The following is a 22,323-nucleotide window of genomic DNA, read 5'->3' as shown; positions in this document are numbered from 1 at the left end:
CCCCTTCATTCCCAAGCTATACCTGCTAGGTCGGCATTCCCCCTTTCAATGCTTCCGGCAGAACGGCATGCCAAGGCTTATTCCACGATCCCCGTCCGTTCAATACCGGTAATGAACCAGCGCTGCAGAAACATGAAGATCACGAGCGGCGGAAGGATGATCAAGAAGGCGGCACCCATTTTGGTGCCTTCGGTCACCGGATTGCTGACCAGGTCTTTGCTGCCGAGCAGCGACGGGTTCAGCACATCCTCCAGCTGGTCCAGCCGGATGGAGAGCGGCGTGAAGCCCTTGGCTAGGAACATCGAAGGCTCATAGTACATGTTCCAGTACCAGATGAACGAGAACAGAAAGACGACCAGACAGGCCGATTGGGCAAGCGGCAGCATGATCCGGAAATACAGCCTTGCAGCGGAAGCGCCGTCCAGTTTGGCGGCCTCCTCCAGGCTGGGCGGCTGCGCCCTAAAGAACTGGCGGAAAATAAGGATAAACAGCGCCCCCTTCAGCCCCTGCCCGAAAATCGCCGGCACGAGGAAAACAAACAGCGTGTTGAGCAGGCCCAGCTTGCTGAAAATCACATACAGCGGAATAATGATCACCTGCGGCGGGATCAGAAACGTCAGAAGCACCAGCGCCGTGATCAGCCCTTTAAACGGAACAGCCAGCCGGGCGAGCGCATAGCCGGTCATCGAGCATATCAATACCTGGACAATCGAGCAGCTCAGGGCGATAAGAGCGGTGTTCCGGAGGGCTTCCGGATACTGCAGCCCTTTGTAGGCTTTGGTCAGGTTCTCCCAGGTGACGACCCGGGGAATCCATTTGACGCTGGGGTCCAGCAAATCGCTGACCGTCTTCAGCATCGTGCTGATCATATAGAGCAGCGGCTGCAAGTACAGATAGGCCACGATGGACAGCAGCACATAAATGACCATTTTCGCCAGGAGACCGTCCGACAGATTCCTGCCCAGCATGACCATCTTGTATTTCTGCGCCTTACGGCTCCACAAGAAGCTCGTGGCGTAATTTCTGGCCCTTTGAACCCATGGTTCCGTATTCATGGTCTTCCTCCCTTGAGCCGCATGCTGCGGCTGAATAGTCCCGTCACGAGCGCGAGCAGGACGAAAATAAAGCCGAAATAAATCCAAGCGAGCGCACTGGCGTAGCCATATCCGGTGTCGACTTTGAACATGTTGTCCTTAATGTGCTTCAGGACCGGATTCAGCGGGAAGGTGAACAGGTCGATGATGGTATAGAGCACGTTCAGGCTGATAAACGGAACGCTGGCCGGAAGCGTAATCTTCCAGAAGCTCTCCCATGGAGAAGCGCCGTCGATGCGTACTGCTTCGTAAATTGACGGAGAGATCGTCTGGAAGCCAGCGATGAAGATCAGAATCTGCACGCCCGAGTACCAGAGAATAAGAACAACACGCCCAAGCACTTCCATGACCGTTTTGGCCAATTCTCCCCCGACATACTGCCGGACGACAGGCTCCAGATTGTACTGGTCCAGAAACGGTATATCGCCGGCGCCCTGCGTAAACAGCTCGGACAGCACCTGCCCTGTCGCAAAGATGACCGGGAGGAAGAACAGCGCCCTGTACACGAACCGGCCGGGGAACTGCTGGTTCAGCAGCAGGGAAATCAGCAGGGCAAAGATGACGATAATCGGCACCATCAGGATCATTTCCTGAAAGTAGGTGATCAGCTCGATCGGAAACACGTTGTCCTTGAGAAAGGCATCGCGGTAATTTTGCAGACCAAGCCACGTATATTTGAATCCCCCCGGCACCACCGCGACCTTGTGCAGGGACATGAACATGGACCAGCCGATCGGAATCGCCACAAACACGCAGAATCCGATGATCCAAGGGAGCATAAACAGCAGTCCGACGCCGTAGCGCTTCAGATGATATTGGGCCGCTTTTCGTTTAAAATCCGGAACGCTGCTCATTTCCCCGCTCCTTTCTCCACGGTAAAGTCCTTGACTCCGTAATCCACGATAACCCTCGTGCCGTCCTCATAAGTGGTGGCATATTTCTGGCCGGACAGCTTTTCATGGCCGATGATCTTCATGGCATACAGCTGGCTCAGTGAATCGAACTTCGCGTATTCCTCCTCGATCCGTCGTTCCCATTTATCGAAACGGCTGCTGTACAAAAAGTTCGAGGGAGTGTCCTTCAGCTTGCGGGAATCGTCATGGGTCACAAAGAACGAGGGCAGCGCCCCGTATTCGATCGCCCGCAAAAATTCGGCATCCTCATCGTCGCGAAGGTTGCCGTCCCCGAACGTATAAGGAACGAAGCCATGCAGCACGATCGGGTAAAAGGGAACCGTCTCGTCGATCATGAAATCGTAGCTCGATTCGGACGGCAGCCCGTCAATGTAATCCGTTTGGCCGAGCGCATAAGCATCCCCTTGGTTGACCGACGCGCTTCCCAGTGCCTCCCGGGTATATTTCAGCAGCCCGTCGTAGACGGTTTTTGCATATTCCCGGGTTTGGATGCCGGAAGGCTCGTAATCGTTCAGCAGCATCTCGCCGATTCCGCTGAAATGGATGCCGCCCACGCCAAGCTTCTTCAGCCTGTTTACCGTATCTGCCGCCGTTACCGCCGTATAGGCGGGCTTGGCGATATACCAGCCGTCGTCGACATAGGCGGTCCCGTCGATCCCCCGGATGGCGTCTGTCTTGCCGGAAAAGGAGGAATGGCTGTCGACCCAAAGGAAGTCCTCGCTGAAGCTGACAGGGACGCCCCGCTCCTTCATCCCGGAAATGAACGTCTTCGCGGCCGCTTCGCCGCCAAGCGCCGGATCGATCGGAAACCGCTTCTCCATGTTATAGTCGCCTTCATTCTGCCAGCCGTAGAATATGGTGCGTAATGAAGCGATGCCCTTGCTCTGCAAGGTGCTGACGACATCGCCCGCCTGCTCGAAGGTCGTGGCGGCCACATACCGGATTCGGCCAAAGGCCTTTTCATAATTGCCGCCCATAATTTTCAGGTACAGCGGCACATGCTCCACCGGCTTCAGCGCCTCGGTAAGACGGCCGGTCTCCTGCAGGTAGCTCCGGTAAGCTCCCGCCATACCGACATAATCCGCGTCCGCGCCGTTCAGGAACCGGTATTCGACCTCCCGGTCCCGGTTCAGCCGTTCCTTCTGAACGGCCTTGCTCGGCGCGGCCAGCCGGCTCATCCGGTAGAGATATTCTTCGCGATAGATTTGACTGGAAAATACCTGATAGAATGACGACTTGAGTCCGGGCGCCACGGCGGATACGTTGGCGGAATCTTCCCCCTTGGTCATGACGGCCAGAAAGGCATGGTCGCCCTTCTTCAACCCGAACACAGGGTAAGCGATGTCTTCCCTCCGTTCTCCGGTGCGCGTCCCATTCTCCTCATTGGTCACCTCGCTGCCGTAAACCTGATGCGAGTAACCCCGGGTAAGGCTCGCATGCTCCTGATCGAAGCGGATGAGTCCTCCAGGGCCGTCGGGAACGAACACATAACCATTCTCTTTGGCGGGTGCGGCTCCAAAATAAGGCAGCACGTCGAGCGAGAACAGCGCAGACGCTCCTTCCTCCCGAATGCCGGCCGCAGGCACCTTGACCTTGAGGCCGCTGTCCGTCAGCTCATACTGCATGACAAACCCCAGCTGTTTGGCGGGAAACAAGTATTCGATTTGCAGCCCCTCAGGCTTGCGGATCATGGCGATTTGCATGCCGGCCGTCTGGTTGCTCAGCGTCTCCCTGACCGTCTGATCGGCTCCTTGCGTCCGGACATGGGTCAGCAGAAAAGGGGATTGCAGGTTGGCCAGCAGCTGTCCTTTGACCGTTTCACCGGCCAGCTCCTCCTTGGTCGGATTGCTGGTCCAGCGGTAGTCGGATGCCTTATCCAGCACGGCGATCTGGGTGTTATCCGGGCGGACGTACAGCGCATAATGTTCGTTCTCAAGCGCCAGCGCATACCCGTCAGCCTCTGCGGCCGGTTTCCAGGGATCGCCCTCATACAGGGCGTCCGGAGTCGGAAGGTTCGCGGCGATGCCCGTTTGGGAGAATCGTTCGGCTGTCGTTTGCTCCCAAGGCTTGAACACCAGCAGCAGAAGCACGATCAGAAGAGCCAGTACGATGGCGGCAGGCCATTTTGCTTGGCGGAATCGTCGTTTGGCAGCGTTAATGATAGATGTTCACCTCTTTGTAAAGCTCATAGAAAAAGTCATACAGGTTATAGGACAATCCGAAAATGATGAAGCCGAACATCCAGATCGTCAGAATTGCAAACACCGAGATAGCCGAGTTTTTCAGCGTCTCCAGGAAATCGAAGTTGTGGATCACCTGCGTCATCACGATGAACATGACGAGCAGCCATACGGTCATGATCGTGTTCAATGCATGAATGATGACAGCCTCATCCAGCGATGCGATGTTGGACAGAAGCATCGTCGGGACCGAAAAGAACACATAGGGCGACAGCGCATAGACGCTGCCCTGGATGACTTCCCGGAACCGGCCCTCCCCGTCCTTGATGCTGCAGACCAGGTAGTTGGCGATGATCCAGGTGACCCATGGCAGGGCAAACAGGCCGAGTTCCTTCATCAGATTGACTTCCGAGAGGTCGACAGGATGGAACAAAAACCCGGTCAGATAAACTCTGCACAGCTTGATGCCGATGACCAGGAGCAGCAGGGAAATCGTGATCCAGGCGGGAATCCTCGCCTCCTTGATTTTGTAGAACCCCTCGTAAGGATGGATCAGGACGTAGCCCAAATTACGGATGTACGCCAGCGGCTCCTTCCAGGATGCCGGCAGCGGACGCCTGCGCAGGAACCAGCGGATAAGACGATAGCCGAAGTAAAGGGCAAGCATCACCGCGGCCAGTCCGGCCACCAGGGCGACAAAATGGTGCTGAAGCCATTCCATCCGGATCTGCCAAAAAGCCTTCGAATAGCCGTCGGTATCGAAAGCGGCTTTCATGTAGCTCAAGGCTTCGTCATTGCGGTCCTCATGCAAAAACACTTTGCCCAAGCCTTGAAAGGTCCCGTTGTACATATCGTTGCGGGCATAGACCGCCTCCCAGTACGGTTTGCTCTCTTCATATTTCCCTTCGGCATACAGTGCGAGCGCCTGAAGCGCGCTGCTGCCGAAAGCGGTACGGACGTATTTGTGGACCGTATTGGTACCGCTGTCGGATATCCAGATCGCATGATCCGAGTCGATGCCGATCCCGGTCGGATAACCGAGCACGCCGTACTGCTGCGTCTCCTTATCGATGTCGCCGAACTCGAACATGGCTTCACCGCTGCGGTCATAAAGATTGATGCTCATGGAGTCGAGGTCGATATTGTACAGAAAGCCTTCCGGATCAACGGCAACGTCGACGATGCCGTGTCCGTTCACCAGCGTCTTGTTTTTAAAAGCGTCCACCCCGCCCGCATTCAGCTTGCGGATCGCTCCCTTCCCTTCCCCGCCGGCGGTGGCCGTGTACACAAATCCGTCCGGATCAATCGCCACATTCGTAATCGGCTTGGGAAGCGCGCCCTTTTCCTTGGACAGCTGCTCCTTGTTCAGCACCAGCTTCTTCAGCCAGTTCAGCATCGACTGATCCGCCTTGTTCGCACCGAAATAGCCCATGAATTCGCCTTTCGGATTCAGCCTGACCAGCCCCTGGTACGAGGAGTTCAGCTGGATGTACATCACGCCGCGCCGGTCTACGACAAGCTTGACAGGGACAAAATGCTCCGAGCCGAGCAGCGGGGTCTCCGGCTTCTTGTACTCCCTCTGAAACCGTCCGCTCCCGTCAAACATGGCAATCCGCTGATTTCCGGAGTCCGCCACGTACACCTCGTTATCCGGAGTAACGTATACACCTTCCGGTCCCGAGAGCTGACCTTGGCCCTCGGCGTCGCCGATCGTCCGGAGCAGCGTGCCGTCCGGATTCAGCACCGCAATGCGGTCTTTCTTCTTGTCGGCGATATAGACCCGGTCGTCGGCGGCGATATCGAGATCAGCCGGTTCACCGAAATCGGCGGAGATGGCCCCGGCCGGACGGTATATCGGCTGGATGCGGAACCAGGACGACTGGTTCGAGTCATAATAGGATGTCATATATGGAGGTTTGGCCATGGCGGTACCCGGCAGGGACGTCAAGACGGCCATAAAGACTAGCAGTAATGGAAACCATTTTTTCATCGTTCCGACTTCCTTTGCTGATGACATTACTTGATACCGGAATGGACCATCGTCTCAAGCACTCTGCGCTGAAAGAGCAGGAAAATGATCAGATTCGGGATGAAAATAAGCAGCCCGGCCGCCGCCGCCATGTTCTGCCCCGCCACGTTGTTCTGCAGACCGCTCAGCAGGCTGTTGACGTAGAAAGCGAGCGTCCGCATCGTCTCCTTTTGCATGAACAGGGTTGAAGTCTCCACGTCTCCCCATACGCCTTGGAACGTTAAAATCGAGATGGTCGCGATCGCCGGGACGGACAAGGGCAGAATCATGCGCACGAAGATGCCGACATGCCCCGCGCCGTCAATCCGGGCTGCCTCCATCAGATCGCTCGGAATTTGCGAGATGAAGCCGACGAGCATAAACACCGCGACGGGCGATGCAAGCGACGGCAGGATATGCCCGAGATACGTATTGTTCAGCCCGATGCCGTTGATGACGAGATATCTCGGAATGGATACCGTTTCGGGCGCGAACATCAAGGACAGGGTAATCAGCGACATGATGAGCTGTTTGAAATGGAACTGGTATTTGGCCAGAACATAAGCCGCCATCGTACTGACCACCACGACGCTGACCAGTGTCAGCGAAACGACAATTAGGCTGTTGAACAAATACCGTGTGAACGGCACCGTCGCATTGGACGCATGCAGAAAGAGCGTTTCGAAATTGTGCAGGGTCGGATGCCGGACGAAAAACCGCGGCGGAAACAGGAACAGCTCGTTTTGCGGCTTAAACGCATGATTGAAGATGAAGACGATCGGCAGCGACATGAACAAGGCCAAGGCGGTAAAAAGCGTGATCAACATGACCTGAAAGGGCGACGCCGTGCGGAGCCGGCGCAATTTGTGCATCATGGGCTTACAGTTCCTCCTTCGAGTTAAACATCCGGTAGGCAAACCTCATCACGAAGTAACTGAGGAGCAGCAGAATGACCGAAACCGCTGAAGCATAGCCCAGTTCGAACCGGATGAACGCGTAATCGTCGACATGGTTGATGATGAGGTGCCCCGCGTACTGCGGCGTAATCGCCATCCCGGTCAGCTGGGTTGAAATGCTGCCGGCCTTCAGGGTCGAAACGATCGTCATGACGGCGCTGAACAGCATTTGCGGTTTCATGGACGGCACGGTAATGTAGAACACTTCCTGCAGCCGGTTCGATATCCCGTCAATCCGTCCGGCTTCATACAGCTCCCGGTTGACCGTCTGCAGACCCGCCAGCATCGCCAGGAACCCTACGCTGAAGCTCATCCAGAGGGATACCAGAATCATGATGTTCAGCAGGTACTTCGGATCCTGCAGCCAAGTTACCGGGGAATCGATCCAGCCCATATTCAGCAGGAAGTTGTTCAAATAACCGACGCGGTCGCCGCTGAAAGCGGCAATCCAGACGACCGTCAGCGCCACGCTGCCCGCCATCGACGGCGCATAGAACACCAGCGTGTAATAATCGCGAACCTTCATCGGCAGCTGATGAATGAGCCAGGCAAACAGGAAAGACAACAGATACCCGCCTGGTCCAACGATCAGCGCGAACACGAACGTGTTCGGAAGCGCCTTGGTCAGAAAAATAATGTCCTGCGTAAACAGCGCAATAAAGTTGTCAAAGCCGATAAAATGCAGCTTGCTGAATCCGTCGTAGGACGTGAAGCTGAGCGTCGCAGCCATCACGACCGGAATGACGATAAAGACGAGAAAGCAGATGAGAAAAGGAGCCAGGAACGCGTAGCAGAAGGCATCCTTCTTCAAATCCAGCACAAACCGTTTCAGCTTGACCGCTGCCGGGTATGGCGGCTTCGCAGCGGGCAAAGCGGGCGTAACTTCTGGTTTCACAGCTTAGCCTCCTCCCAGTTAAAAGGTTCGGTAATCTGCGGCACGTGCAAGTTTCCTCCCGCAATGCCGAAGTTCCGCTGCCTGCGGTCCATCTCCCGCTGCAGCGACAGGCTGGCCTCTTCCAGCGATTCGCTCGCCGGCACGCCGTCAAATACCGTCTTGTTCCAGGCGAAGTCCATTTCACGGGCCAGGAAGTAGTATCCTGGAACATTGGGCAGGTTCGCCGCCCAGCGGGCCTGTTCCCGGATCGCTTTCAGGTCTTCGGACGGCCAGCTCAGCGATTTCATCGCCTCAACATTGGCTGTATTCCAGCGGTACTCGATGCCGTAGTACGACTCCATGTCCCCGGCATACCTCGACTGGACATCCGCCGAAGTCCACCATTTCAGAAACTGCCAGGCCGCATCCTTCTTGTCGCTCTTCTTCATGATCATGGCCGTGGACAGTCCTTGCGGCGACCAGCGGGCCACTTGACCGTCCGGCTGCTTGATCCCCGGCAGGGGCGCGACTTTCCAGTGCCCCGTAATCTCAGGCGCAGCCACCTGCAGCTGCACGTACGTGTTGAAATCGGATATGCCGATCGGGATATCTCCGTCGCGGAAATGCTGGAAAAAAGCCGGTATGTCGATCGGCAGGTTGAATTTGGTGTACAGCTGCGTCCACTGCTTGAACGCTTTTTGCCCCGAATCGCTGAACAGGCTGGACTTCAGCCCGTCGGGCGTATACGGCGATGCGCCGTTTTCGAGAAAAAGGGTGGCGAAATCCGCCTTCGGAACATTCATCGTCATGCCGTTCTCCTGCAGCGTCGGCAGGATGTCAAACACGTCGTCCCAAGTGTCCGGTGCTTTCAAGCCCAGGCTCTCGAAAATATCCGAGCGGTAAAACAGCAGCTGGAAGTTCTGCACCTCCGGCAGGCCGTAAGTGCCGCCGTTGTAGGTCAGGGCTCTCGACGCTCCCGGGATGAACCGTTTCATGACATCGGCAAATCCCGGATAAGAGGACAGGTCCTGAACGGCGTCCCGCATCGCATAATCAGCCGGTGTGGCCTCTGCCAGCCCGAGCGCCACGTCGGGCACGTCGCCGGCAGCATTGCCCAGAATCAGCATGTTGGGATTCGGCATGAGATTGATGTTGACCTGAATCCCCGTTTTCGGCGTGAAATCCTGGCTCACCAGCTCCCGCAGCTCGTCAACGTAATCGCGGCCGCGGCCGACCCAGATCTCCAGTGCCCCGTCCTTCTTCTCCCCGTCCAGGTCGTAATCCATCGTAAAGGAGCGGGCGAAGTCGGCGATGGAATACGGAATCCGGGAGAGCGCCGTAGGCTCTTTGAGGCCGGTTTTGGCATCCGGCGTCCGTACCACGAAATAATCGAGCATCAACGGCTGCTGGGTCAGTGTGGACATCCAGGTGCCGATGTTGGCCTGGATCGTGGAGAAATCGTTCACCTTGTTCGGAACGTTGTTGACGTCGGCCGCCATCTCTTCCAGCATGCTCACCGCTGAAGCGATCGCTTGCGACAGGTCGGAGCTGCCTTCATTGACGCGGTTAATGTAGTCCCGGATCAGCTTCAGGCGGTCGATCAAGGATTGAAGCGTTTTGCCCGCATTGGGATCGTATTTATTCATATCCCAGGTGCGGCTGGCATCCAGGTTGGCATCCGAGGCGCTTTTGCTGTAATTGCCGGTGATGAGCCGGATATGACGGTCGAAATCCGAAATTTGCTTCAGGGTATCCTTCAACGCGATCAGAATCGGCTGCATCGTGCTTGAATCGGCCGTCATTCGCATCGTGTGGGTCCCTTTGTTCAGGTAAAACTGATAGGGCCTGCCTTCCGCATCCGATATCGCCGAGATTTCAAATTCCTTGTGATACGCCAGACCGTAATGAAGCAGCTCTTCGAACGGGACTTTTCCGTCGATTTCGATCGTCCGATACGCTTTGAACCCCGATCTGTAGTTTTGGAAGTTTTTCAGATCGATGACGTACCAGCCGTCGGCCGGAATTTCAAAGCTCCACTCCACCCACTCGCCCGGCTGCTTCCAACGGTTCCCTCCGAGCACATTATAGGTGATGCGGCCCTTGGGATCCGGTGAAATGTACGGCTCCGACCAGCGGTCCGTCTGAATGGACAGGCTCGACTTGCGCTGGAACTGCTCGGCTTCCGTCTGCTTGAACCAGCTCTCTTGGACCTTCATCGCAGGCTGCTGCTTGACATATTCCGCATAGGCCGGGATCGGCTGCTGGGTCCGGAAATAAATGTCCCGGATCGCGACAGCCCCCCTCTCTCCGGTCAACCGGAGCGTGTGCTGCCCGGGCTCAAGCCGGTACAGAAGCGGCCGGGAAGAAGCCGAATAATCGCTTGCCGCCTTGTCCGTCCATTCGGGGAGTTCAATCTGCTGGGGACGGACCTGCATCCCGATTTCGTTGACTTCGTACGGATATTTCGCGTCCTTCCACATCCGTTCCAGCTCGATGCGCTCTGATTCCGGAAAAGGGTATTGCCCGTCGATCATGGCCCCGCGGATCACGGAGCTTCCGCTGCCCGGCAGCGCCTTATAGTCCAAATGGAGCTCATACCAGCCAGCCTCGCGGACCGTAAAGGTCCATTCTACCCAGCCGGATTCGTTGCTCCAGCTCAGCATGTTTCGACCGCTCTCGGTCTCCTTGGCCAGGTCCGCATCGGTGGATGCCGCCTCGTAATTGACCGGATCGAGCCGAATAGACTTCTCTTCCGCAGCGGCATTTTCGCCTTCCTGCCCCTTCATGAGCTGGGCGTAAGGGAGCTCGCCTTCCTTGCTTGCCAGATCGAGCAGGTCGGCGGCGGTGACGCTGGTGGAGTAAACCACAGGCTCATCGGCTGACAGCCAGCGGACGAGTCCGAACAGAAGCGCTGCAATGATCAGCAGTCTCAGGGAAATGCGCGCGAAGCGGGGCAAGGTGCGTTTCTTCATACCTCACCTCTCCCCACCAATTCCTCCGTACTCTCATCGAAAAAGTGGATTTTGTGCATCTGCAAGCCTACAGAGACTACGTCCCCGGCGGCGTACGTCTGTTCAGGATCGGTACGGGCGATCAATGGATAGGAGCCGATTTGCACGTAAACATAGGAATCCGCGCCGGTGGCTTCCGTCATTTGCACAAGCCCGGTAATGAAACCGGCTTCCTCCGTGCTGCCGCGCTTCAGAATGACGTGTTCCGGCCGCACGCCCAAGATGACGCTGCGGACGGTTTTCGGGGCCCGTTCAAAATTTCTGCCAGTGGCCTCAGGCAGGAGCAGCCTCATCCGTTTGTTGGAAAAATAGTAATCTCCGTCGTTTTTCTCGATGGTGCCGTTTAGAAAGTTCATCTGGGGCGAACCGATGAATCCGGCGACGAAAACATTCGCCGGTTCGTCATACAGCTTGCGCGGCGCGGCCACCTGCTGAATGACCCCGTCTTTCATCACCACGATGCGCGTGCCCATCGTCATCGCTTCGACTTGGTCGTGAGTGACATACACTGTCGTCCGCTTCAAATCGCTCTGCAGCTTGATCAGCTCGGCCCGGGTCTGCGCGCGCAGCTTGGCATCGAGATTGGACAGCGGTTCGTCCATCAGAAACACCTGAGGCTCGCGGGCGATCGCCCTGCCGAGTGCGACCCGCTGCTTCTGGCCGCCGGACAGCTGACTCGGCTTGCGGTCCAGCAGATGGGCGATTTCCAGGATGGACGCCACCCGCTTCACGCGCACATCGATTTCATGCTTCGCCGTCTTGCGGAGCTTTAGGCCGAGGGCGATATTTTCATAAACGGACAGATTGGGATACAGGGCATAATTCTGAAAAACCATCGCGATGTCGCGATCCTTGGGGGAGACATAATTGATGAATCTGCCGTCCAAATACAGCTCGCCGCTGCTGATCTCCTCAAGCCCCGCAAGCATGCGAAGCGTCGTCGATTTGCCGCAGCCGGAAGGTCCGACCAGAACAAGAAATTCCCCTTCTTCAATGGACAAATGGAAGTCGTTCACGGCGGGGCGGGATTCGCCCTTGTACCGTTTGAATACATGATTAAATGTAATGCTTCCCACCGTTCTCACCTCACGCTATCTAACTGCCGTTTCTTCTTTAATGGTAGCGCATTCATCACAGGGCCAAAATGAGGCGGAATTAATGTTTGCAGTCCATTTTTAACGTGTCTGCATTTAGGCTGTAGCTGGCCCACAAATTTGCCGAATGCCGGAACCGCTGCGCCGACCAGGATGCCAAAAAAGCCTGCGCAAGATCGCTCTAAAGCGATCCTTTGCACAGGCATACAAGTACTGTATTGAATATGAATGAGCGGTTACCGGTGGCTTGTCGGATGCTCGGCCGTCAATGGAATCTGGCCTTTAAACAACCGGTTGATGTCGCCGGCCAGCCGCAGGTAAAAGTCCGATGAGACCGATACCCCGTCGGCGTCCAGCGTCAGGAAATACTGATTTGTCGGAATCATGGAGCTGTTCTCGGCCATTTTGGCGATGGCGGTGCCTTCATCGTACTCGTCGAACATCGCGATGTACCCCGTTTGAATCCCGGTGCTCTTGACGTTATACGCCTGCTTCCACATGAAATCGCCGTGCAAGCGGGGGTTTTCGTTCCGCGGTCCGCCGGTCATGTTCGACCAAGCGGATCCGGGCCAGATGACCGGCTGATACGCGATGCCGTTTTGCTGGGTGAAGGTAAAATCCGGGCCCAACGTATCGTTTTTGAAATCATCCGCACCCTGCAGCGTGCCGAACCGCGCGACCGACCAAGGGGAGATCATATCGAACGATTTGTAGACATTCATGAAATCCGGCTTAGAATCCCTATTTCCGGTTCTCCAGTAGGTAGGAACGCCCCCGATCACGTACACGCCCTGATTTTTGAACCATTGGATCAGCTCGGCGGATTCTGCGGCCGTTCCTGGACGATCTGTAAAGCCAATCCCCCAAATGCAGACGACGATTTTTCCATTCTGTTTGGCATAGGCCGGGGAAGAGGTCAGGTGCATCGTATTGACCACGTTCGTTGACCAATCATGCTTAACGGCGTTGACCCAGTTGCCTGCATTCATCCCCGTAATGTCGTACATGACATAAAACTTGCGGTTGTACGTTTCGGCCGCATTTTTGACCTTGACGGCAACGCTGTCCCGGTTGGTCTTCCAGCCGTTTGGAGTATCGCTCTCGTCGGCCCCGAACCGCTGGAGCGCTGCACCGTCAATGTTGTACGTCTTCATCCATTCGAAATGCTTGTTTACCGTGTCCTGATCGTACGAAGAGAACAGCTTGGCCGGGCTGCCGTTGCCCAGATTGGCCAGGTCGGTCTGATACAGCTTCGAATATTCGCGAGTATCCGGATACAGCTCGAAATTCACGTTTCCGCCCGCAGACGGGGCGCTGCTGTTTTTGGACCAATGCACCCAGCCGCTGTTAGGCGACCCGTCCCCCGCTGCATTGAACCAGCCTTGGTAGCCGGCAAAGAGGTGGCCCACGACGTCTCCGTCACCGGAAGAGCCGCTGTTAAACTTAAACCACAGCACATTAAACAGATTGCCTGTCCCACCGGTAAATTTTAAATACAGTGTATGCACCCCGGTGACGGAGCTGACCGGTGCCGAGCGGGTCACCCAGGACTGCCACCCTCCCGTACCCGGAACCGTCACCGTGCCGATCAGCGTTCCGTTCGGATTGTCCAGCCGTACCTCAATCTGCCCCCCGTTATTATTGCTGGCTACCCTCACATCGATGGAGGAAGCGCCGCTTCCGAAGTCCACGTTCGAAAAGGCGATGTAATCGCCGTTATCGATAAACGCCACGTTCTGTCCGCCTTCGGTGGAGTTTTCCAATTGAATGCCGGATTGCGAGCTGAAGCTGGAAGCGGGCGTTTGGCTGAAGGCCGATGCGGCCAAGACCGCCCCGGGGAATAATGACAGCACCATGACAACCAGCATAATGGCAGACAAACTTCTGAAAACATATTTTCGGACTGGCGGAATGTACATCTAATTTCCCTCCTTGATTCATTTGAGCTGCTGTATACGCGCCCCTTGCGCGGACTCAACCTGATGCCGACCTTTCGGCAGCCTGGATCATTCTGTCTTAAACCCCGGAGCTGCGCTGCCGGAACACTTAAGTTGAGCGTCCCTCCTTTCCGTGGATCCGTCTCTCTTTCCTCTCCACTCCCCTAGCATACGATTAGGCGCCACCCGCCTTCCATGAGGCGATTTTAAACTATTCAGGCCTTATGAAAAGAAAACGCGACTCCCGCCTCTTCACCCCCCCCTGAATCCCATCCGATGAAAGGACGCAAAAAAAAGCCTGTGCACGATCGCTCGCAAGCGATGCTGTGCACAGGCATGTCATTGCCAACTTGCCCTAAGGCAGCAGATTATACAAGCGGTACACCAGAACCGCCGTTTCCGCCCGCGTGATCGGTTCTTTCGGATGGAACTTGCCGCCGTCACCCTGCAGCAGCTTCGCATCCGCCAAAGCTTGGACGGCATCGCGGGCATAGGCTGCAATCGCATCCGAGTCGGCGAATCCGCCCGCGGAGGCTTGGCTACCAGCCGCTGCCGGCAGGATGCCTGCCGCATCCATGGCGCGGTAGATCATGACGGCCGCGTCTTCCCGCTTGATCGGGGCGTCCGGCAGGAAAAGGGTCCCGCCCCCCTGAACGATTCCGAGCGCTCTCGCGATGCCGACGGCCTCGTTATAATAAGCATCTTGCGGCACATCCGTAAACCGCTCGGCGCTTTCGGTGTGATTCCGGTTGAGTTCAAAAGCTTGAACCAGAAGAGCCGCAAAGTCCGCTCTTCGGATCATCGCTTGCGGTTGATAGGCCGACTCGGATACGCCGTGAACGATCCCTTTGGCCGCAAGAGCTTCGATGGCCTGACGGGCCCAAGCGAGGTTCCCGATATCCTGAAACGTATGCTCATCGTAACCAACGGCGTACACTCCAGGCTGCCAAGCCTTGAATACGATGTGTCCCAAAGACGGGACGTATTTGCCGCTTGGAACCGGTGTATATTGCCCTTGTTCTCCGGGCAGCCGTACGACGAGCTTCTCCGGATTCTTCGCTTCGCCGGAGCCCGGCTGATAAGGCAGCATGACCTTGATCGGCGCGGGCGCATCCGTCCATTGGAGCGATACTCCCTTGGCAGTAGCGAGCTGCACCGAGACCGCCGGTCTTTCGCCGAAGATGGATGCCGCATCCTTGCCCGTTCCTGCGCGATTCACCTTGCTGATGCTCACGACGACGGATTCGCCAAGCTGTTCCTTGGACGCGGCCAGCAGATCGCCCGGAATCCACAGATTCCCCAATTCCGTATGAATGTCCAGCGAGCGTGCTGCCTGTTTATCCGCAACCAGCTCTGCTGGGAGCTCCAGGGCATACCCTTCGGCCCCGGCAGCAGCCTTCAGCTGCACGACCAGCGTCTTCGTCCCGCCTTGGCCTGCCTGAATTCCGCCGAATGCCTGCTCAGCCTCCTTGCTGTCCAGGCGGACGCTCGCCAGCTTGGACGCTTGATCCAATACCGGCGATAACGTCAAGCTATTCTTTCCGGATGGATCTGGATTGGAGCCTCCGCCGGTTGGTGTACCGCTCCCTGCCGACCCGGAACCAGAGCTGGAGCCGGAACCGGAGTTCCCTCCTCCATTCGATCCCGGTCCTCCGGGATGCTCTTCTCCGCCCGGATCCGTTCCGGGCTTCGTGCCAATGGCAGCGAGCCGGGCCTGCAAGGATTTCTTCAGTCCGCCATCCGGCAGAAGAAGCACGAAATTGGCAGCGGCATCGACGGTGCTGACGTCTTTCTTTTGCTCCGCCGACTTCACGCTGGCCTGAGCCGATTTCTCCAGCAGTTTCACATAATCGTCCTGCAGGAGGTACAGATTGCCGAACAATCCGGCATCCTTGCTTGTGCCGATACCTCCGTTAAACTCCATGAACCCGGACCGGCCGTCCCCGTCATTTTCGTTGACGAGCAGCGCAAGCCCAATCGGTTTATCTGCGCGGAAATCGTAGCCCGCACCGTGAAGCGCCTCAAATGGAAGGGTCAGCTCATAATGCGTTACCTTGGCTGTTTCGTCGCGGGTAACGACTGCCTGAACGGATTCCAGCGGACCCGGCGTTATCCCATCCGGAGCACGCCATCTCCATTTCTGCACGCTGCCGTCCTCGTTCAGCGCAAACCCGAGCTCGTTCACCTGGCGGCTGGCCGCGCCGTCTTCCTTCGCCAGGTCGATACCGACCTGCAGGCTGTCGCCCTGCCATATATCGCCGCCTGTAAACGTCTGGCTGTGGACGTTGTCCTTGACATCTACGTTAACGTACAAGTGGGCTTCATCCCAGGTGACCTTGGAGGTGAGCCCGAGATCATCGGCGCCTCCCCAGCTTCCGCCAACGCTGTAGTAATGCTCCGGACCGGACACTTCAATGGTTGGCGTGTGGTCCGCGGTCTCGCTTCGCGATGCGAAGGACTGGGACAGCTTGACCGACGTTTCATAACGTTCCCCGTTATCCAGCGCAACCCTGAACTTCAGGGAATCGGCTGATAAGTAAGGGATGGCCACACTGCGGGTTTCGCCCTTTTTTAGATTGTCAAAACGGATCGGCTTCAGCGCTTCTTCATACATGCCGGGGCTGACCCATTCGATTTGTCCCTTCAGCGTTCCATCTCCGGCCGCATTGGTTATCGACAGCACCGTTCCTGTATTTTCCGGGTGTGAAGGATCGAAGGGCGCCTTCTCTAACTTCAGCGTCACAGGATAGAGATTGCTTCCCGACACTTTGCCCGGCGCATCGTTCTGAATTTGAAGTCCCCCGCTGGCCAGGTTGTTGGATACGACCATCTTGTCGATGCCCGGCCCTGCATACACATGGGTCGTTTGGGACTGCTGGAAATAGGAATCGTACAGTCCGATGTCACCGCCGACGGCGTTAATGCCGATGTCGCCGACTTTGGTGAAGTTGGCCTGCTGAATCCGCACGGTGCCCCCGAAGATATCGAAGGAACGGTTCGTATCGCCCCACATCGAAGAATTGAAAAACACCGCTTTGGAGCCGAAGTCTTTGCCGACCTCAACGTAGACTTTGTCGGTCGTGCTGATCGAGACCAGCTCCGTGTTGATGAACTGGAGTCCCGCCTTGTCCGCGCCTTCCAGCACGGCTCCTTTTTTGCTTCCGTCCGTGCCGTGGCCGATCACGACGGCTTCAGGGCCCTGCCCGTCCTGTCCTTCGAAATGGATGCCGAACTTCGAACCGAAGACGAAGGTGTTAAAAATGGTCTCCTGTTTCACGTTGCCGATGCGGAAAGCATCCAGATGGTCCTTCTGGTAACTCCAGACCATGTCGGAGTCCGCGCCGGTGGATGGATGGTTCGGGTAATTGCTGCGCCCGTAATAATGCGGATTGAACTGGACGTTCCGCAAGTATCCGCCCTGCGCACCTCCGCCCAGGTAAATCCCTTCCTTCAGCGGGGAACCTGCCACGTAATCGATGTAATGCCCGCTCGTATCGTATGTTCCAAAATCGACGGCCTGGTATGGATTGACCAGCGTCGTATCAATCAGGTAAACGTCCTTCCCTTGGCCTTGAACGGTCCACGGGTAAGGCTTGACCGGATTCGCCTCGGTCCAGGTTTGATGGTCGTAATAAACGGATATCCCACGGAGGCCCGCCGACGCTTTTAACTGGATCAACGCCGGGGCATCCGGTTCATTTTCCCCGTAGTTCGTAAAAATGACCGTACCGCCGCCAATCGTATGATGCGGAACATCAAAGTTGCCGCGCAATTCTACGCCGGCCGGTACAACGAGCGGCTGCTCGACCCGGTAGATCCCGGCCGGCATATACACCGTGCCGCCGCCAGCATCACCGGCATCGCTTAGAGCCTGCTGGATCACCTGAGAGGCATCCTCATTCCCGGTCGGATCGGCGGAGTACGGAGCATTCACCACATTAAACAATCGGCTCGTCGCCGGCTTGGGACGTGCGGCGATATCCACGGATGGCACCTCAGGAAGGCGGTCCAGGACATACTTGTCGTCTTGGCGGATATTCAGGTCCGTCGATTGGCTGTGATTGGTTACGGACAGCTTGCCGTCATATCCCGAGTTGATGGAATTTACCGTTCCGACATTCCCTTCAAGCAGGAGATGCCGATCGGGTTTGGCGAAGCTGGAAGCCCCCAGTATCAGCGATCCGCCGCGGGCGACGATCGCATAGTCTTCGCTGCCGTCCCCCCAGTTTGCGAACGTGCTGTTTTCGAAGGATAAGGTGCCGCTGCCCTCGTTCAGAACCGCCTGATCGGGGTGCCCGCCAACTGTAACGCCGTTAAACTGAACAATAGAATTGAAGCCCTGCGTCGCGTAAATGGCAATCGGATGCTGCCCGGCGCCAGCTTCGAACCGGCTGTCCGAAATCAGCAGGCCGTAATTGTTGACGCCCTCAATCTTGAGCGCGACATGGCAATCCTCGACCTGGATCTTGTACAGCTGCGCATTGGCCGATTCAAGGCTGCCGGTTCTTGTCGTCATCCGCATGCCCGTCTCATATCCGGAAATATGGATGTCCGACATGTATTCCCAATCGGAGCGGCCCATTACGATACCCTCGGCGTGGCCCGTCATGTAATCATGCAGTTCGCCGCGTTCGGGCGATCCCGCGAGGCCCGAGCCGGACCAGAGATCCGGGGACAAATGAATCCCCTCCAGCCGTCCGATATCCGTCGTATAATCGAGGAAAATGCCTGTCTTCAGCGTGGTACCATAGAGATTTTTGACGTAATGCAGTTCGTTCCAGTCCGGTCCGATCTTGATCCCCTGGTAAGCATTGACCAGCGTGACATTCTTGACGGTCGCACTGTCGCCGGGAAGCTGTTCGATCGTCCACGGATATGGTGACGGATCGGATGCGTTTTGTTCCGGATACCAGATGGACAGGTTCGTCACGCCGCTGGAGGGCTGCAGCTTGATGAAGCTCGTGCCTGTCTCCTGTCCCTTACCGGCGTAGACGGCAAGAACGGTGCCCAGAACCTTGCCGCCCTGCGCTTCCGGATTCGCCCAATCGCCGCGGAGCGTGACTCCTGTCGGGACGACAAGCTCGCTTGTCAGCCTGTACATGCCTGAAGGCACGTACACGACGCCCCCACCTTGGCTTCCCGCATCGGCCAGCGCTTCCTGGAAGGCGCGGGTGTCATCCGTGCTCCCATCCCCTTTGGCGCCATAATCCGTCACACTGCGGTCGGCAATGACGATATCGTCCGTCGGATATACCGTGTCATAGACCTTGGTTTCGTGGGTCCCCGACGATTCACGGGGCTGCTTCGTCACGGTCACCTTCGCCAAATACAGCTCGGGATTCTGTGCCTTCGCTCCGGCGCCGGTGACGCCGATCCGGAAATCCGCACCGTTTGTACGGTTCTCAAAGCGCGCGTCGCTCAGCTTGAAGGTATGCGTCTTCCAGGTCCCCGAATTTACGTACGAAAACAGCGGGGCGTCCTTAAAAGCGGACTGCTTGGAATCATACTGAAGCACCATGTCCCCATTGCCTTGGTCATAATATTCGGCCGTTACCAAAACGTCCTGATCGCTAAGATCTCCCGCGAAGTCGTCATCCACATTGAAATAAAAGTAGAGGATGTTCTGTGCCGGATCATTCGGATTTACCGCTTGATTGGTTTTCCAGTACGTTTTACCGTCCATTTCGCCCACCTGCAGGCCTTCCTCCGGACCGTCCCCCGGACGGGCGGTCATGCCTTGCCCTTCCGGCGTTTCCCCGAGCGTAATGTATACGGAATCGGTGACCGTTACCGGGGCGGATGGCGGAAGCTGGCTTCCGCCATCCGCATCCTCACCATCGGCGGCGGCTCTAAGTGGATCCGGGGCCATCCAGAATAAGGAGACGACCATCACGATGACGGTTATTTGCGCGATAAAGCGCCTAAAGCTCCATCGATTGTTCACGATTATTCCTCCCATGCTTGATTTGCTTATCAAGCTGCACGAAAGCAACGCTGCTTCGCTGCGGGATCATGATTGTATTCGCTTTCAATTTTGCAGCAAAAAAACCATCGGCAATACACCCGAGCTTGTCCCGTATCCAATTTAGCTTGCGGCACCTCCCCCTTTCAGCAGGCGGCTTGCTTCATCTATGAACCTTAAGGAATACCGGCCTTAACGGCCGGCGTTCCTCCAGGAATGAGCAGGCTCCCAGTTCAGGACCGACTTCGCCCGGGCGTTGGACACGAGCGCCGTCAACTTACCTGGGTCCTTGCCTGGAAAAGGCACCTGCGGATAATACTTGGCAGCCAGCTCGCTGACGCTTGCATCGCTCAGCAAGTCGCTGGATGTGACGTTCAAACGGCATGCCTCTGCCTGGCCTTGCACGGGTGCTTCCAGCGCAAGCCTGCAGGCGGAAGCGGCGTCGCGCGCGTCGACATAGCTCCATAGAATGCGGTGATGTCTGGCGGTATCGCTGAAGGCAGCAATCTCCCGATCGTATTCATTCGGCGCCAGAATCAAAGAGAAGCGGAGGGCATAGATCTCCATGCCGGTACGGCGGGCGAACATATCGCCCGTCTGTTCGTTCACCTGCTTGGACAGCCCGTAGCTTTCCTGCGGCAGCAGCACATGCTCCTCGTCAACGGGGAGCGTATGCGGCGGAAAGGGATGCTTCGCCCAGCAGAATCCATAGGCCGATTCGCTCGATCCGAATACGACGCGCTGGATGCCGAGCTTCGAAGATGCCTCCAGGATGTTGTATGTCGCCATGACATTGTTGGCGAAGATCCGCTCCGGCGAAAAGTTGATAGGATTCGGCACGGCAGCCAGGTGAACCACCGCATCCGACTCCGCCAAAATACCGTACACCTCGCCAAGCTGGGTCAAATCCCCCTGGACATAGCGGGCATAACGGTTTCTCCCGCTTGCCGGGCGGGCATCCGTTCCGATGACCCGGTATCCTGCATGGTTAAGCTCTTGAACGACGTAGTGGCCCAGTTTTCCTTCCGAGCCGGTCACGACGATTTGTTTCATGATCTTTTCCTCCTTCCAGCCGGACCTTACGGACGAATCAGCGTTCCATCCGGCTTGCGGTCCAGCTTGTATGGGTGATGGTATGCTGCCAGGGAACCTTGATCCTTTACCAGGGCTGCCGCCTTTTGCTCGTCGATATCGATGCCAAGCCCCGGTTTATCGTTCAGCTTCAAATGCCCGTGCTCCAAAACCGCGTGACCCGGGAAGGCCTCCTTCTCCTCGCTGCGGAAATGGTTGATCTCCTGTACGCCAAAGCTCATGATCGCCATGTCCAGATGCGCGGCCGCGATTTGGTTGACCGGGTCGTTCTCCCCGCCTTCCTGCCACGCGGTGCGTACGCCGAAAGCTTCGCAGACGGCGGCAATTTTGCGGCATGGGGTAATGCCGCCGGCCTTGGAGACGCGCATCCGGGCAAAGTCGATCAAGCGCTCCTGCACCAGCGGGAGCCACTCCTGCGGGTGAACAAACAATTCGCCGACGGCCTGCGGCGTGGTGCTCGTTTCTTTGACCCGCCGGTACCATCCCGTATGCTCCGATTGCAGCAAGTCTTCCACGAAGAACAGGCGGTATGGATCCAGCGCTCTCGATAAGCTGACGGCGCCGGAAGGCGTCAAATGCTCGTGAACGTCATGCGTAAAGCCCAGGTTCATGCCGAACCGTACACGCAGCTTCTCGAACATGTCCGGGATCGCCGTGATGTAGCTGGCTTCATCGAATACATTAGCAGGAGGGAATTTCGATACGCCCTGCGGAGTGACGAATCCGCCTCCCCCGTAGCCCCCAAGCTGGCAGCGGATCACGCCGAAGCCCTGCTCCTGAAAGGCATGCACCTCTTCCTCCAGCTGCTCGTAGGTGGCACCGTTAGCATGCGCATAACAAGGAACGGCCGAACGGACCGCGCCGCCCAGAAGCTGGTACACGGGCATCCCCGCTTCCTTCCCCTTGATGTCCCACAGCGCCATGTCGATACCGCCCATGGCGGTATGGAGCGTGGAGCCGTTGCGCCAGTAACCGCTCGTATACATCGTCTGCCACAGGTCCTCGATCTGGCCGGTATCCCGTCCGATAAGCACCGGTGCCAGCAGTTCCTCAATGACACTGACCACAGCTCCCGGCTGGTAAATATCACTGGCCGAGCCGATGCCGTACAATCCGTCCTGGTCCGTCATGACTTTAACGATGACCCAGCTTCCATCATGTCTCGTTCGAATGCAGCGTACTGCCGTTATTTTGGCCATAC

General features: G+C 56.9%; 12 protein-coding genes. All 12 read right to left on the bottom strand.

Annotated elements, in window-relative coordinates:
- Positions 1-77: 77 nt before the first annotated feature.
- Complete coding sequence (locus K2F33_RS10000; protein ID WP_076172909.1) at positions 78-1,055, bottom strand: carbohydrate ABC transporter permease; 978 nt, start codon at positions 1,053-1,055, stop codon at positions 78-80.
- Complete coding sequence (locus K2F33_RS09995) at positions 1,052-1,948, bottom strand: carbohydrate ABC transporter permease (RefSeq protein WP_143811899.1); 897 nt, start codon at positions 1,946-1,948, stop codon at positions 1,052-1,054. The genes K2F33_RS10000 and K2F33_RS09995 overlap by 4 nt, the downstream gene beginning before the upstream one ends.
- Complete coding sequence (locus K2F33_RS09990; RefSeq protein ID WP_263881563.1) at positions 1,945-4,098, bottom strand: DUF5696 domain-containing protein; 2,154 nt, start codon at positions 4,096-4,098, stop codon at positions 1,945-1,947. The genes K2F33_RS09995 and K2F33_RS09990 overlap by 4 nt, the downstream gene beginning before the upstream one ends.
- 64 nt (positions 4,099-4,162) lie before the next feature.
- Positions 4,163-6,178, bottom strand: coding sequence for a YIP1 family protein (locus K2F33_RS09985; protein WP_263881562.1), 2,016 nt, complete (start codon positions 6,176-6,178; stop codon positions 4,163-4,165).
- 26 nt (positions 6,179-6,204) lie between these two features.
- Positions 6,205-7,071: a carbohydrate ABC transporter permease gene (locus K2F33_RS09980; RefSeq protein WP_076172906.1), complete on the bottom strand. Its 867-nt coding sequence runs from the start codon at positions 7,069-7,071 to the stop codon at positions 6,205-6,207.
- Between the two features lie 4 nt (positions 7,072-7,075).
- Entirely contained in the window at positions 7,076-8,047 is a 972-nt protein-coding gene (locus tag K2F33_RS09975; RefSeq protein ID WP_244169327.1) for a carbohydrate ABC transporter permease, read from the bottom strand.
- Positions 8,044-10,998 (bottom strand): extracellular solute-binding protein, encoded by a 2,955-nt coding sequence (locus K2F33_RS09970; protein WP_076172905.1) that lies wholly within the window; start codon positions 10,996-10,998, stop codon positions 8,044-8,046. The genes K2F33_RS09975 and K2F33_RS09970 overlap by 4 nt, the downstream gene beginning before the upstream one ends.
- Positions 10,995-12,113 carry an ABC transporter ATP-binding protein gene (locus tag K2F33_RS09965; protein ID WP_076172904.1) on the bottom strand — a complete coding sequence of 373 codons (1,119 nt, stop codon included), beginning with the start codon at positions 12,111-12,113 and terminating at the stop codon, positions 10,995-10,997. Before K2F33_RS09965 ends, K2F33_RS09970 begins: the two co-directional genes overlap by 4 nt.
- Before the next feature lie 254 nt (positions 12,114-12,367).
- On the bottom strand, positions 12,368-14,050 hold the full coding sequence (locus tag K2F33_RS09960) for a carbohydrate-binding protein (protein WP_084203994.1): 1,683 nt from the start codon (positions 14,048-14,050) through the stop codon (positions 12,368-12,370).
- A gap of 373 nt (positions 14,051-14,423) precedes the next feature.
- Positions 14,424-20,012: a glycosyl hydrolase family 28-related protein gene (locus tag K2F33_RS09955; protein WP_144025462.1), complete on the bottom strand. Its 5,589-nt coding sequence runs from the start codon at positions 20,010-20,012 to the stop codon at positions 14,424-14,426.
- Positions 20,013-20,222: 210 nt separating this feature from the next.
- Positions 20,223-21,083 (bottom strand): NAD-dependent epimerase/dehydratase family protein, encoded by an 861-nt coding sequence (locus K2F33_RS09945; protein ID WP_076172901.1) that lies wholly within the window; start codon positions 21,081-21,083, stop codon positions 20,223-20,225.
- A gap of 26 nt (positions 21,084-21,109) precedes the next feature.
- Complete coding sequence (locus K2F33_RS09940) at positions 21,110-22,321, bottom strand: enolase C-terminal domain-like protein (protein WP_263881561.1); 1,212 nt, start codon at positions 22,319-22,321, stop codon at positions 21,110-21,112.
- Positions 22,322-22,323: the final 2 nt, after the last annotated feature.

The sequence above is a fragment of the Paenibacillus sp. PSB04 genome, from assembly GCF_025809195.1.
GTDB lineage: Bacteria > Bacillota > Bacilli > Paenibacillales > Paenibacillaceae > Paenibacillus_AQ > Paenibacillus_AQ favisporus.
The sequence above is the reverse complement of the archived record's forward strand: the minus strand, read 5'-3'. Positions and strand labels throughout refer to the sequence as shown.

Coding starts and splice junctions, on each gene's coding strand:
- K2F33_RS09970 (WP_076172905.1), bottom strand. CDS start 10,998: ATGAAGAAACGCACCTTGCCCCGCTTCGCGCGCATTTCCCTGAGACTG.
- K2F33_RS09940 (WP_263881561.1), bottom strand. CDS start 22,321: ATGGCCAAAATAACGGCAGTACGCTGCATTCGAACGAGACATGATGGA.
- K2F33_RS09980 (WP_076172906.1), bottom strand. CDS start 7,071: ATGATGCACAAATTGCGCCGGCTCCGCACGGCGTCGCCCTTTCAGGTC.
- K2F33_RS09945 (WP_076172901.1), bottom strand. CDS start 21,083: ATGAAACAAATCGTCGTGACCGGCTCGGAAGGAAAACTGGGCCACTAC.
- K2F33_RS09985 (WP_263881562.1), bottom strand. CDS start 6,178: ATGAAAAAATGGTTTCCATTACTGCTAGTCTTTATGGCCGTCTTGACG.
- K2F33_RS09960 (WP_084203994.1), bottom strand. CDS start 14,050: ATGTACATTCCGCCAGTCCGAAAATATGTTTTCAGAAGTTTGTCTGCC.
- K2F33_RS09995 (WP_143811899.1), bottom strand. CDS start 1,948: ATGAGCAGCGTTCCGGATTTTAAACGAAAAGCGGCCCAATATCATCTG.
- K2F33_RS10000 (WP_076172909.1), bottom strand. CDS start 1,055: ATGAATACGGAACCATGGGTTCAAAGGGCCAGAAATTACGCCACGAGC.